At 68.1% G+C, this 13,881-nt stretch carries 10 protein-coding genes; 3 read left to right on the forward strand and 7 right to left on the reverse strand.

Going from position 1 to position 13,881, the window contains the following annotated elements; all coding sequences use genetic code 11:
• Nucleotides 1–339 precede the first annotated feature (339 nt).
• Both O3X23_RS43990 and O3X23_RS25670 read right to left on the reverse strand, forming a co-directional pair.
• On the reverse strand, nt 340–1,731 hold the full coding sequence (locus O3X23_RS43990; protein ID WP_331283949.1) for an eCIS core domain-containing protein: 1,392 nt from the start codon (nt 1,729–1,731) through the stop codon (nt 340–342).
• Nucleotides 1,732–2,334: 603 nt separating this feature from the next.
• Nucleotides 2,335–2,619 carry a winged helix-turn-helix transcriptional regulator gene (locus tag O3X23_RS25670; protein WP_269273911.1) on the reverse strand — a complete coding sequence of 95 codons (285 nt, stop codon included), beginning with the start codon at nt 2,617–2,619 and terminating at the stop codon, nt 2,335–2,337.
• A gap of 103 nt (nt 2,620–2,722) precedes the next feature.
• On the opposite strand from O3X23_RS25670, the gene O3X23_RS25675 reads away from it, so the two are divergent.
• Nucleotides 2,723–3,352 carry a carboxymuconolactone decarboxylase family protein gene (locus O3X23_RS25675; RefSeq protein ID WP_269273912.1) on the forward strand — a complete coding sequence of 210 codons (630 nt, stop codon included), beginning with the start codon at nt 2,723–2,725 and terminating at the stop codon, nt 3,350–3,352.
• 443 nt (nt 3,353–3,795) lie between these two features.
• Complete coding sequence (locus O3X23_RS25680; RefSeq protein WP_269273913.1) at nt 3,796–4,731, forward strand: hypothetical protein; 936 nt, start codon at nt 3,796–3,798, stop codon at nt 4,729–4,731.
• 652 nt (nt 4,732–5,383) lie between these two features.
• Here the strand turns inward: O3X23_RS25680 and O3X23_RS25685 are convergent.
• The 4 genes from O3X23_RS25685 to O3X23_RS25700 all read right to left on the reverse strand — a co-directional run bounded on the left by O3X23_RS25685 (nt 5,384) and on the right by O3X23_RS25700 (nt 12,044).
• A complete protein-coding gene (locus O3X23_RS25685) occupies nt 5,384–5,779 on the reverse strand; it encodes a hypothetical protein (RefSeq protein ID WP_269273914.1) in 396 nt (131 codons plus the stop codon).
• Between the two features lie 947 nt (nt 5,780–6,726).
• A complete protein-coding gene (gene ppdK, locus O3X23_RS25690; RefSeq protein ID WP_269273915.1) occupies nt 6,727–9,354 on the reverse strand; it encodes a pyruvate, phosphate dikinase in 2,628 nt (875 codons plus the stop codon).
• 38 nt (nt 9,355–9,392) lie between these two features.
• Nucleotides 9,393–10,289 (reverse strand): universal stress protein, encoded by an 897-nt coding sequence (locus tag O3X23_RS25695; RefSeq protein ID WP_269273916.1) that lies wholly within the window; start codon nt 10,287–10,289, stop codon nt 9,393–9,395.
• Between the two features lie 186 nt (nt 10,290–10,475).
• Nucleotides 10,476–12,044: an oleate hydratase gene (locus O3X23_RS25700; protein WP_269273917.1), complete on the reverse strand. Its 1,569-nt coding sequence runs from the start codon at nt 12,042–12,044 to the stop codon at nt 10,476–10,478.
• A 387-nt stretch (nt 12,045–12,431) separates the two neighbouring features.
• Between O3X23_RS25700 and O3X23_RS25705 the strand changes: the two genes are divergently transcribed.
• Nucleotides 12,432–13,151, forward strand: coding sequence for a CBS domain-containing protein (locus O3X23_RS25705; RefSeq protein WP_269273918.1), 720 nt, complete (start codon nt 12,432–12,434; stop codon nt 13,149–13,151).
• A gap of 48 nt (nt 13,152–13,199) precedes the next feature.
• Here O3X23_RS25705 and O3X23_RS25710 read toward each other — a convergent pair whose 3' ends face one another.
• On the reverse strand, nt 13,200–13,766 hold the full coding sequence (locus tag O3X23_RS25710; RefSeq protein ID WP_269273919.1) for an Rv1733c family protein: 567 nt from the start codon (nt 13,764–13,766) through the stop codon (nt 13,200–13,202).
• Nucleotides 13,767–13,881: the final 115 nt, after the last annotated feature.

Genomic DNA, 13,881 nt, shown 5'->3' on the forward strand with positions numbered 1-13,881 from the left:
CCGTGGACCACCACCACGAACGTCATCACCAACCAGGCCGGACAGACGCCACCCGGCTTTGCTTGTCATCGGACGGTCGGCTACCCGTGGACGGCGCGGGACTGCCGGACGAGGGCCGGCAGCCGCCCGTCCGTACCGCGCTGTCGTCCCCGGCCCACGATGGTGGGTCTCCTTGCTGGTCTCGCCCCTGCGGACGGGTTGCGAGCCCTGCAGGGTCATGTATCTCAGCGAGAGGGCAGGCGGGGGAAGCGACAGGCCGGAACGTCCCAGATATTCGGCATCTGGCCGTAGCAGTACGTGAACAGGGCCGGAACGGATACCTACGTACAAGCCGCCCTGTCAGGAGGCGTTTGCGCCGCGCCGGTCGGAAGCCTGCCCGCGTGTGCGGTCGACGATGTCCACCACGACAAGCGGCGCCTTGGGGTTGGCGACCCAGCCGTCCTCGCTGCCGCTGCCCTTGGAGAGATACTTCGCCGCGATGTACACCACCACCAGGGCCTTCTGGAAGCTGTAGCCTTCGGCCACCCCCGGGTTCGTGGTGAATTCCGGCAGCTGGCGGCCGTGCCCCACCTGGGCTTGACGGCTCGCACGGTCCGGCGCCGTGACGCTGGCGTCTGCGGTCCTTCCCCCAGCGCTCCCGTTGCTCACCATTCTGGCGGCGTTGGAGGGAGTTGTGCCGCGCCAAAGGTAGACCCCGTGCTCGGATTCCTCCGCCGCCAGGCTTGCCACGGTCGCATGGTCCGTAGGAGGGGTCAGCGCCGTCTTCACCGTGTCGAAGTTGTCGTCGTCCGAGTCGTAGTTGTCGCTGTCCGGGTCACGGTCCGTCTTCGTGGTCGCGTAGCGGGCGCGCTGTACGGATGTATCCGATCCGGTCGACGTGTTCGTCTCTCCTGACCCTGCCCGCTGCACCGCGGGGACGGGCTGGGACATCACGCGAGAGGCGTTGGCCTCGGCCGCCTTCTCGAAGCGGTCGCTCGGGTCGCTGACCTTGAGGCCATCGCTCCCGACGGTTCCGTCGACCGGGCCGGAGCGCTGCTGGATCACATGCGTGAGTTCATGGGCCAGCGTGTGATCATCGCCGCCGTTCCTGCCCACGACGACATGGTTGCCCGAGGTCCAGGCCCTGGCACCGAGCTCGGTGGTCGACCGCTGGGCCACCGCGTCGGTGTGCACTCTGACCTCCGAGAAGTCGGTTCCCAGTCGGGCTTCCATCTCCATACGTTTCGAGGTCTCGAGCGGGCTGCCGGCCGAGCGCAGAACCTCGTCGGCAGCGGAGCGCTGTACCGACTGATGGCCGCAGGCTTCGCCGTGCTGGTGCTCGTCCTCGGCTCGCTGGGCTGTCAGCAACCGCACCACGGCGGCATTGCCCGCACTGCGCTGCAAGGCCGTCAGTGCGGCGGGAGACCGTTCGGCGGACAAGCCGACCGCCGGTGTCGTCCGCGAGGACGCCGGCTTCAGCGGGGCCCGTGCCGCACGCTGATGGGGTTTGGGCGCCGTGTCGTCGTAGTGCATCAGCGAGGACCTCTCCCTGGGTTGCGGAGACTCCATCAGGATTGGCCACCATGTGAAACCGTCTGGCGTGGAATGTGCACCACGGGGCAGCCGGCATGCCCTAACGGGCACGCGGCGAGGGGCAGTGCCGCGCACCCGTTCGAGCAATGGGTCCTCTCGCTCCACGACGCGCCCGGCGCCGTCGACCTGTACGTGCACTTCCTCCGCACCCTGTTCCACCTCCACACCTAATGCTGGTGCGGTACGGAGTTCACACCCGGCTGATGGGGTGATGCCATCTCGGAGTGCTACGACGAGGGCTTTTCGACACTCATGGTGAGGGTTCCCTGTTGCGACGCAAGCGGTCATCACGCCGGCGCCCGCCGCAGCCGTACGAAGCCTTGATCCCCGCAGAACGCGCAGAAGGGTTCGCTGGCCGGCTGCCGCGCGGAGACCAGGTACGCCAGGACGATCACTCTCGACCAGCTCAGCAACGGTTCGCAGATCTGCGTACTGAGCGACGCCGGGCACATCGCGGTGGCGACCTACCGCGGTCGGTCGCGGCAGGTCGATCCGAGCCAGTACATCACCCTCGACCTCACCGTCTGGCGCAACGCCCAAGAACCCCAGAAGACGGGGTGAGCCGTCCGCCTCGGTCCCGAGAGGCCCACCGACTCACCCTCGCCCGCCACGCATCGGAGTGGGCGCGCGGGTGAGGCTACCGTTCGTCGTACTGTCGTCCCTCGGGCCGGGCCTCGGAGATCGCCCGGGAGCACGGCATAGCCGGCCTGCGGGTCTTCGCCGCGTGGAAGGTCCCACCGAGGCCGTCCGTGGATTCCCTGGTCACGGCTGTTGGTCCGCCGCCGTGGGGCGCCAGTCGGCGGCCCACGCGTCGAGCTGGGCGAGGCGATCGAACAGCGTCCTGCCCTGACCGGTCAGCAAGTAGCCCTCGCCGGCGTGCTCGACGAGGCCGGCTTCTCCCAGCTCACGAAGCCGATCCGCCAGGACACTCGAGGAGACACCGCCGCATCGCTGCTGGAGCTGGCGGAACGTCGGCGCCGAGGTGTCTCCCAGCTCCCACAGCACTCGCAGCGCCCAGCGCCGGCCCAGGAGGTCAAGGAGCGCCATGATCGGGCGCCCGGTGTGGGAACCGCGGACCCGTCGGCCCGGAAGAGGTGTTGGTCGCGTCATCTGCTTCCCTTTCCGAAGCGTCAAGGATACCGTGCCGTACATGCCTCTGAAATCGAAGCAACCTCGCATGGAACCGCTCTCGCCGCCGTACGACGAGGAAGCCGGCGCGGCTCTGGACCTTCTGGGACCTTCGCCCATCCAGTTGTTCCGTGTGTGGGCACGCCGGCCCGAGCTCGCCCGCTCCATCGCAAACTGGGGAAGCTTCTACTTCTCCCGGCGCTCCGCTCTCACCTTGCGCCAGCGCGAACTGGTCATCGACCGGACGACCGCGCTCTGCGGCGCCCGCTACGAGTGGGCCGTGCACGTCACGAGCTTCGCCGACAAGGCGGGACTCGACGCCGCGCAGTTGGACTCCCTCGCGACCGGAAAGCCCGCGGACGCCTGCTGGGACGCAACCGACCGCGCTGTGCTGGAAGCGGTCGACGAGCTCCCCGGGACCTTCGACCTCACCGACGAGACCTGGGCAAGCCTGACAGCCGTCGCCAACGAGGACGTAGCGCTCGAGCTGACTTTGCTCTGCGGCTGGTACCACGCGATCTCGTTCGCTGTCAGGGCGCTGCGTCTGCCTCCGGAGCCCGGCACCGAGTCCATCGCCGCATTGATAGGGGCGGCAGCGGACGGCACCGAGCCCGGCAAACAAGCGCCCGCGACGGCAAGCACCGCCCTGTGACAGCGCAAGGCACCTGATGGGCCGCTACTGCACCGCCATCGAAACCCACTCGCCCCTCCCCCGCCGACGATCATGCCGGCACGCTCATGCCGCCAGGACCGCTCCATCCGAGCACCGACGACACCCGCCCTCGACGAACACCTGACGGCACGCGTCCGACCCCACAGCGGCGGTGTGTCTGCAAGATCCACCCAAGGGCGCGTGGGCCCGGATACTGAGGACTATTGACCCTCTTGAGGCCCTGATCGACAGTTTCATTAGATGATGCTGCAATGAAGAGCGATGGGGCCCCTCCGCCTGGACGCCGCCGGATTGAGGTTCGAAGCGGAGGTGGGTCATCGCGAGGCATACCGCGGCCCCACGTTCCGGCTGGGCCGCTGCGGGAGCTCAAGCGTCTCGTCTACGAGGCCTACGTGACTGCTGGCGAACCGACCCTCGATGAGATGACCGAGGCGATCTTGGCGACCGACCCGGAGGACGCCTTGGTGAAAGGAGCGCCCTCCCGGGACACGATTCGGCGCATCATCGGCTCTCCTGACCTTCCCGCTAAACAGGCCGACGTCGTGTCGCTCATTGCAGTCCTGACACGACGTGTTGCCGAGGATGATTCTGCCGCTGCAAAACGTGCGGCGCAATTGTGGACGACCGTGCGGCTTCAGGAACCATTGGGCCTGGACATCGCGGATCTCAATCCACTCGATTTAGAGGTCCATCGTTCCATCGAGATTCCCGGCACCACCCGGCTGCCGCCGCTGCCGGCATATGTCGCACGGAAGCACGATTCATTACTTCTTCGAGTAGTCGAGGAGGCTATGGCAGGGAGTAGCCGTATGGTGATGTTGGTCGGCGGATCCTCCACAGGTAAGACGCGGGCCTGCTGGGAGGCGGTACAGCGACTCCCTGAAAGTTGGCGCTTATGGCATCCCATCGACCCCGGCCGACCGGAGGCTGCGTTGGAGGAGTTGAGAAATGTCGGCCCGCACACCGTGGTCTGGTTGAATGAGTCGCAGTACTACCTGATGCCCGAAAGGGAACCGTTGGGGGAACTGATCGCAGCCGGCCTGAGGACGCTGCTGGGTGACCCCAGCCGCGGCCCGGTCCTGGTGCTGGGAACCATCTGGCCCGAATATTACGAGCGATTGATGGAAGAACCGCGGCCGCATGGCCCAGATCCGCATGCCCAGGCTCGAAAGCTGCTGAGTCGAAATAGCAGTCCCACCCAGCTTCAACGCGGAGGAACTACGGGACATCAATTTGTCCCATGCCGATCCGCGAATAGCCTTCGCATTGAAACATGCCCAGGATGGCATGCTCACCCAATACCTTGCTGGCGCCCCCGAGCTTCTGAGCCGCTTTCTGCGTGCCACGCCTGGTCCTAGAGCTCTCACAATGGCGGCCATGGACGCACGGCGCATGGGGCACGGGATCTCGCTTCCGTTGCCCTTTCTGGCTGCAGCGGCCGAGGCATATTTTACCGACACCGAGTGGGAGATGCTGCCCGAGAACTGGCTGGAGCGGGCCCTCATAACGGTGACGACCCCCGTCCGCGGTGCTCATGGCGCTCTTACTGCGGTCGCGCGCCCCCGCGGACGAACCCTGTCGCCCCAGCCGGCAGTCGGCATGTACCGACTCGCCGATTACCTTGAGCAACACGCGCGTACCGTGCGGAAAGCGGCGCCAGTACCGTCTCTCTTTTGGGAGGCGGCCGTCCAGCACTGCCTTCCAGCATTCAGCGTCACGCTCGGGGCCAGCGCACTCCGGGAGGGCCTGCCAGATATCGCACTGCGACTGTACGAGAAGGCGGACAGTGCGTTTGGGCACCACAGCGCAGCGACGATGCTGAGATTGCGCGGCGAAGACAGAGATGCGTTGGAGCAATACGGTCGCGCCGTAGAAGCCGGAAGTACACGCGCCTTCGACGAAGCTATCCAATGGCTTTCTCGGCACGGACGGACAGACGATGCATTGCAGCTTTGCAGTCACGCAGCCGCCGCCGGAATCGCCTACGCCTATGGATCTGCCGGCCTTCTCCTACTCGAATGCGATCGCGCGGATCAGGCGCTTGGATTTTTTGAGCGAGCTGTTGATTCTGGCGACAGCGCCAGTATGTTCTGGGCAGCCGAATGGCTGGGAAGAAACGGTCGAGTGGACGATGCACTGCCTTGGTATCGTCGAGCGGCTGACGCCGGCAAGCTGCACGCTCTCGGAGGAGCGGCGGAAATGCTGCGGAAGGTCGGGCGCGTGGATGAAGCCCTTGCGTGGTATCGGCGCGCGATAGACGCAGGCAGCCCGTCCCTCCTTCTCCAGGTCATGGGAATGTTGAGCGAACGTAACCGCGTTGACGAGGCGCTCCTCTGGTGTCAGCGTGCGGTCGATACCGGCTATATCGAAGGCTACCGACAGGCCATACAAATCCTTGTCTCGCACGGTCGAATGGAGGAGGCAAGGCTGTGGTCGCAACATGCCGCCGCGTCTGAGGTAGACCGTGGAAGGTAGTAACCGGCGTTTTCCAACTCACTCGTGCAGACCAGGTACTCGACCCCTACCGACGTGCTTGCCAGACCACTTGTTGCGCTCAGCAACTCGGCGCTCGCGCGTTCCTGAGCGGCGGCGTCGCCGGAATTTCCCGGGCCGTCGCCACGTGGCTCCTGGACCAGATGTCTGTGTAACGCCTCAAGGCGGCCGAGTGCGGTGCCCCGAAGAATCCTCTCCGGGGCACGCACTCGTCTTTCCCGAGCGCGGTTCCTCCCATCCAACCCCGTCCCGTAAGGCGCATGATTCGGTCCATCGCAGCCTGTGCGACTCCGGCGGCGATGACGGGGGCTCGCGATGTACCGGATCTTGGCTGAGCGGCGTGCGTCGGAGCGAACAGGGAACTGTTGCTCCGTCAAAGCTCCCGCGGAGCTTTGACGGAGGCACGGCGTTGACATCCGCCGCGCTGTCGCAACTGGACCCGTCGGACGGTTCCTGCGTCGGCCCAGGGCGCCGATCGTGCCGCCGGCGCGGGAGTTGTGGGGTGCTTGGAGGTGCCGCCACCCCTCGTCGCCGGGGGCCGGCAGGGACCCGCCACGGCGCAGTGTCCCACGCGTGGTCCGCCGTACGGAGCAGCCTTCGGCGCCGGCTGATCGAATACCCCGATACCGCCCTGGCTCCGAGCCCGAACCGAGCTGGCCTTTGGGGGCCGAGCACGAGCGAGTGCTCGCCATGCCACCGGAACGTCGGAGAAGCTGCCAGGGGGCCGGGGCGGCGCCCGGCGCCACGCCGGCACGCGCCGCCAGGACCGGGACCGCGTTCGAGTGCCCCATGGCCGGCTCGACCACGAGGTGTATCCGTTGTGCGGGGAGGCTCGGCCTCGGCCGAGCCTCCCCGCGTCGTCAGCCGAGCGCGGCGCGGCCCGCTTCCAGGCGGGCAATCGGGATTCGGAAGGGCGAACACGACACGTAGTCGAGGCCTGCCTCGTGGAAAAAGTGCACCGAGTCCGGGTCTCCACCGTGCTCGCCGCAGACGCCGACTTTCAGGCCGGGCCGGGCAGCGCGGCCCTCGGCGACGGCGATCCGCACCAGGCGGCCCACTCCGTCGCGGTCGAGGGTCTCGAACGGTGAGGTTGGGAAGATACCCCTGTCAAGGTAGGTGGAGAAGAAGGCCGCCTCGACGTCATCGCGGGAGAAGCCCCAGGTGGTCTGGGTCAGGTCGTTGGTGCCGAAGGAGAAGAACTCTGCCGCCTCCGCGATCCGGCCGGCCGTGAGCGCCGCGCGCGGCAGCTCGATCATGGTGCCGATGGGACAGTTCACATCGGCACCGGTCTCCTCGGACACTGCGGCCAGCACCTGTTCCACCTCATCACGGACGATCCGCAGTTCCTCCACCGTGGCCGTGAGCGGGACCATGATCTCCGCCCGCGGATCACCGCCGGCGCTCCTGCGCTCAGCAACCGCCTCGCCGATGGCCCGTACCTGCATGGCGACCAGGCCCGGCACCACCAGGCCCAGACGCACCCCGCGCAGGCCCAACATCGGGTTCTCCTCGTGGGTCCGCTCGACCGCCTCCAGCAGCCGCACGTCCCGGGCGTCCGGAGTGCCGCCGACCGCCTCGATGCGGGCGATGCGCACGGCGAGTTCGGTACGGTCGGGCAGGAACTCGTGCAGCGGCGGGTCGAGCAGCCGGATGGTGACGGGCAGGCCGTCCATGGCCGCAAGAATTCCGGTGAAGTCCGCACGCTGAAGCGGCAACAGCGCCGCCAGGGCGCTTTCACGCTCGGAGTCCGTGCGGGCCAGGATCATCGCCTCGACCAGCGGGCGCCGTTCGCCGAGGAACATGTGCTCGGTGCGGCACAGCCCGATGCCCTGGGCGCCGAACCGGCGGGCGCGGGCGGCGTCTTCGGGGGTGTCGGCGTTGGCCCGCACCTCCAGGCGGCGTACGGAGTCGGCATGCCGTATGACGCGGTCCACCGCCTCCGTCGGGCCGGCCGGGTACTCCCCGGATTCGAAGTACTGCATGACGGCGGAGTCGACGAGCGGCAGCGCGCCCAGATGCACGGTGCCCGCGGTGCCGTCCACCGACAGAACCGTGCCTTCGGCGACCACGGTGCCGTCGCGGGTGGTGAAGTGCCGGGCCTCGGGGTCGACCGTGAGTTCTTCGGCACCGCAGACACACGTCTTGCCCATGCCCCGGGCCACCACGGCCGCGTGGCTGGTCTTGCCGCCCCGGCCGGTCAGCACCGCTTGGGCGGCGACCATGCCGGGCAGGTCGTCGGGCGTGGTCTCACGCCGTACGAGAACGACCGGTTCCCCCGCGGCAGCCCGCCGGACCGCCTCGGCGGAGGTGAAAACCGCAGCCCCGACGGCGGCGCCGGGCGAGGCGGGAATGCCATGGGCGAGCGGGGTTCCGGCCGTGTCGTCGAAGCGCGGGAACATCAGCCGGGCCAGTTGTTGCCCGGTCACCCGGCTCAGCGCCTCGCCCGGGCTGATCGCCCCGTCATCGGTCAGCTGGACGGCGATGCGGAAGGCCGCCTCGGCGGTGCGCTTGCCGACGCGGGTCTGCAGCATCCACAGCCTGCCGCGCTCGATGGTGAATTCGATGTCGCACAGGTCCCGGTAATGCTCCTCCAGGATCCTCATGTAGTCGCGCAGTTGCATGAAGGACTGCGGGTCGAGCTCTTCCAGATGTTCCAGGGGCAGGGCGTTGCGCACACCTGCGACGACATCCTCGCCCTGGGCGTCCGGCAGGTAGTCGCCGTAGGTGCCCGGGCGGCCGGTGGCCGGGTCGCGGGTGAACGCGACGCCGCTTCCGGAGTCGGCGCCGAGGTTGCCGTAGACCATGGCCTGGACGGTGACGGCGGTGCCGGGACCGTCGGGGATGTGCTCGCGGCGGCGGTACAGGCGGGCACGTTCGCCGTTCCAGGACTGGAAGACCGCGTGGATGGCGCGCCGTAGTTGCTCGGTGGGCTCCTGCGGGAACTCCTCGCCGGTGGCGTCGCGGACGATGGCCTTGAAATCATCGGTGAGCAGGCGAACGTCGTCCGGATCGGGGCGGAGGGCGAGCGCGGCTGCGAACAGGTCACCGTCGATGCCCATCACAGTGCTGCCGAACATCTGGATGAGGCGGCGGTAGGAGTCCCACGCGAAGTGCTCACGTCCCGAGTTCTTGGCCAGGCCGTGCACGGAGTCGTCGTTCAGGCCGATGTCCAGGACGGTCTCCATCATGCCCGGCATGGAGAACCGGCCTCCCGAGCGCACCGAGAGCAGCAGCGGGTCGTCCGGGTCGCCCAGCCGGCGGCCCATCCGCGTCTCCAGCGCCGCGAGATGACCGGTGACCTCCGCACCGAGGCCGTCGGGCTCCGCCCCATCGGCCAGGAACGCCCGGCATGCCTCGGTGGTGATGGTAAAGCCGGGTGGCACGGGCAGACCGATGCGGGTCATCTCGGCCAGGTTGGCGCCCTTACCGCCCAGGAGGTCCGCCATCTCCCGGCGGCCCTCGGCGAATCCGTACACGAACTTCGGCATGACGGGCCTTCCCTTCGTCGCAACGGTCGGGTGAGTGCTCAGTCGTGCGGAACGACCGCGACGGGCGCGGCGGCGTGGTGCAGCACGGCATGGGTGATGGGGCCGATGTGGGCGCCGAAGGGCACCCTCCGGTCACGGCGGCCCACGACCACCAGGGACGCATCGGCAGCCGCGTCGACCAGATGGCCGGCGACCGGGCCGACCGCCGCGTGCGCGGTCACGTCGACAGCGGGGAACTTCTCACGCCAGGGCAGCAGGGCCTCGGTCAGCGCGCCTGTCTCCCGCTCGGCCAGTTCCGCGCTGAGCCGGGGGTCGATGGCGGCCCCGTACCCGTAGTACGGCGGCAGGCTCCAGCCGTGGATGACGCGCAGGCCCGTCGCGCGGCGCTGGGCTGCGTCGAAGGCGAACTCGATGACGGCGTCGCTGGGCCGTGCCAGGTCGAGGCCGAGCAGGACGTCCCGGTAGGGGGATTGCGTGGAAGGGCGTCTGGACGCATCCAGGAGATGCTCGTCCTCCTCCCGCTCGCCCATCCGGACGAAGACCACCGGCCGCGTCGCCCGGGCCAGAACGGCAAGGGCCACCGAGCCGACCAGGAAGCCGCCGATCCCGCTCAGCCCGCGCGAGCCCAGTGCCAGCAGTTCTGCCTCCCCTGCGGCGGCCAGCAGGGCCTCGACCGGCGACTTGTCGACCTGGTCCGCTTCGATCGTCAGCTCGGGGTGCCGCCCCAGCAGTTCCTCCCTCGCCGTGCGCGGCAGTCGCTCCGCCCAGTGGCGCCGCGGCTCGCCCCCGACCGGAGCGTAGGCGTACGGCTGCCAGTCCCAGGCGTGCACCAGGCGCAGCGTCACCCCGCGGAGCCCGGCCTCACGGGCCGCCCACTCCGCTGCGGCCAAGCTCTCCGGTGAGCCGTCCAAACCTGCGACAACGTTGCGTGACATGCTGCCTGCCTCCCTCAGTTGATCCTGGTTCCATGCTCCCGGGCCGCCGTGAGCCGGAGGAGGGGCCGCAGGACCCTCAAGGGGGCCGACCGGCCCCTGCACGTGGGTGGTGCGCTCAGATGTCGAGGGTGTGCCCCGGCGCGGCCGGGACAAGGGACCACGACAACCCCCCGACCCCACTCGGCCCTATGCGCGGTGCATTGTCTCCAGCGCGCGCACCAGTACCCTCGGATCGTGCGCGCCCTTGTAGACCGGCGGCGGCGCCTTGTCTAGGTGCAGGAGCTGGGCGACAGCGGTCCACGCGGTCCGTACGGAGTACTCGACGGTGAAGACCACGTCGTCGGGGACCTCCGCGAACTGGCCGATGAAGGCCAGGTTGGTGGAGCCCTTGGGTACCACCTGCGGGCGGTCGCCGTGCTCCCGTACCAGAAACTGGCTGGTGATGTACGGCATCAGACAGGGAATGACGGTAGAGGCCGCAGCGATGCGCTCCGCGTTCTCGTCGAACTTCAGATGGTGCAGCACCTCGCGGAGGATCTCCTGCCCGGTGCAATCGGTCATGGGTTTGCCGATGTGGTTGCCGGCGCGGTCCGGAAAGAGCCCGTAACCCCACCAGACGGTGATGTCCGCCGGCTGGTCGGCATAGACGGGTTGGTGGTTGAGCACGATGGTCAGCAGCCAGTTCGAGGCCGGGAAGGTCATCAGGCCGCCCCGGCCCGCCTCACGTCCGCCAAGGGCCTCCATCAGCTCCGCGAAGAGCGGATCCTTGCAGGTGACGGTGAAGGACTCCCAGGTGGAGTCCTTCACGCTCCGGTCGAAGACGTGCGGATTGCCGAAGTCCTCGCGCCCGCGTGCCAGCCACTGCCACAACCGCCACGCCCCGGATGATCCGGAGGTATCCGGCACAGGTGCCGCCGTGTCGGATCCCAGGCTGGAGTTGGCGGTCATGGATCCGTTGGTGACGAACACCAGGTCCTCCGGACCGACTTCCCTCCGTTCCCTGTGACCATCGCGGGTGTAGAGGATCCGCTCGACGGTGGTCCCCTCTCCCTGCGCGAACGTCAGGTCGGTGACCCGATGGCCGGTATGAACAGTGACGCCCTGGTCCGCCAGCCAGGTCTGCAACGGGCGCACGATGGAGTCGTACTGGTTGTAGCGGGTCCGAAAAATCCCCGACATGGTGTCGAACTCGGGGAACAGGTGAACGAACCGATTGAGGTAGCGACGGAACTCGATCGCGCTGTGCCACGGTTCGAAGGCGAAGGTCGTGCACCACATGAACCAGAAATTGGTGGTGAAGAACCCCTCGCTGAAGCAGTCCGAGATCCGCTTGCGATCCAGGAGACGCTCGGGCGTGGCCAGACACTTGACGAGATCGAGGCGATCGCGCTCACGGAAGCCCATCGACCGCACGTCGACGATCTTCCGGTCCGCGTCGACAAGGCGGGATACGTCGTCCCAAGGAAAGGCGTCATGGCAGTCGAAGGTGTCCTGGGTCACCGACTTCGACGGATCGTCGAGCGAAGGAATCGTTGACAGCAAGTCGTAGGTACAGCGGAACTGCGCTTCGAACATCCGCCCGCCGCGCATCGTGTACCCGGCCTCGGCCGTACCCGCGGCATCCAGGCTGCCACCCGTCTGCTCCTGCTCCTCGAACACATGGATGTCGCGCCCGGCGAAGCCGCCGTCGCGGATGAGGAACGCGGCGGCGGAGAGGGCGGCTATGCCGCTTCCCACGAGATACGCCTTGGCCATCACAAGCTCCTTGTCAGGGGAGATCCGGCCGTGTCATCGGGCCCGACCACCTGGTGCTGGGCGCCATGGGCGCCTCGTCCGATTCCGTGGTCGCCACTCTGATCGGCGGTCGGCACCACGAACAGGGCCCATTGGCCGCCCCAACCCCGTCCGACCGGCCCCAACCGGGCGGGTGCGCCCCGGCCAGCCACTCGCGACGTGCGCCGAACCGCCGTGCGGCCGAACAGCCCCTACCGATCGGGCCGGAAGGTCCCCTTGTCTGCCCCGAACAGCCCCAGCGGGCAATCCGCGGACCGGCGGATCGTGGAAGCAGTATCCGAGGGGAGGAACGGCGATGACCGACACCGAGAACGCCGCCCGCTCCGATAGCAGCCGGAGGAGACCGCGATGAGGCACCGGAAGATCGGCAACGTGATGACGAGCGATGTCGTTCGGGCGGTGTACGCAACACCGTTCAAGGATGTCGCGTTGCTGCTCGCGCACCACGACATCAGTGGTCTGCCGGTGGTGGACGAGGACGACAAGGTCATCGGGGTCGTCACCGAGACCGATTTGATGTTCCGCCAGGCCAAGCGGGACAACGTCGGATGTCAGCGGCTCATCGGGCTGACCCGCGGGGCTCACCGGGCCGCCGCCAAGGCGCGCGCACGTACCGCAGGAGAGCTGATGTCAACCCCGCCGGTCACTGCCCACGCCGAAGATTCCATCGCCTTCGCTGCCCGCACCATGGCCCAGCACCGCGTGGAGCGATTGCCCGTCCTGGACGAGGAGAACCGTCTGGTCGGCATCGTCTCCCGACGCGACGTACTCCAGGTGTTCCTCCGCCCGGACTCGGATATCCGCCGTGAGGTGATCGACGAGATCTTGGTCCGCACTTTGTGGCGCAGCCCGCAAACCATCGGCGTCAAGGTGACCGACGGTGTCGTCACCCTGGAGGGCCGTTTGGAGCGGCAGAGCGAAGTCACCATCGCCGTACAGCTGATCAACAGGATCGACGGCGTTGTCGGTGTCGTGAACCACCTGACCTTCCGCCTCGACGACTCCCACCTCCGTCCGCTCGAATCGGGCGTTCATGGTGTGACCGACGAGTTGCTCCGCAAAGGGTGAGGTGGTCGAGACGCCCGCTCCGGGCGACCTTCCCGGCCGGCGAAGCGGCTACGGCGTACGGCGGCCCCACTGAGGGGCGACCACGACCCACTCGCTCTCCCACTCCGCCGCACGGTGCCGGTCCAGCCGTACCCGGACCGCCCAACGGCCACCCAGCACGAGCAGGCCGGCGCCGGTCGCGGCCAGTGCCCCGAACCCGATGCCCTGGGCCGCGGCCACCCCGGGAGAGGACGGAGGATTCCGGAGTGCACCGTGCTCGTCGAGCCAGACGGTCGTACGGGTGCCGGACCGGGTATCAGGCTCCACCAGAGCCCTGCCCGTGCGCAAGGCGCCGTCGGACGCCGTCCAGCGCACTGTCGCGCGCACCTGACCGTTTTCCTTGTAGGGGGTTGCTGTCGAAGGGGCGTCCTTCGTCAGTACAGCCGTGGTGCGGTGCCAGTCCCGGCTCTCCCGCAACATGGCTGCCTGGACGCCCACCGCGGTGGCCGCGCCTACCGCCGGGGCGCCGGCCACCAGCAGCACGCCCGCCACGAGAACCAGCCACGCCTCTGCCACGTCCGAGCCTCGCCTGAGCGGATTGCGCCGCCAGCGCCAGAGCCTCATCTCGCTCGACATCGGTTGCCCCCTTTCCGAAGGTACAAAGGCCCGAGCACGTTCGACGCCGTGATGTCACCGCTCAGGAGTGTCCGGGCGGTCCTCAACTCGGCCATCGCGAGAGGCAACCCTGTCG

The sequence above is a fragment of the Streptomyces sp. H39-S7 genome (genome assembly GCF_027158205.1).
GTDB lineage: Bacteria > Actinomycetota > Actinomycetes > Streptomycetales > Streptomycetaceae > Actinacidiphila.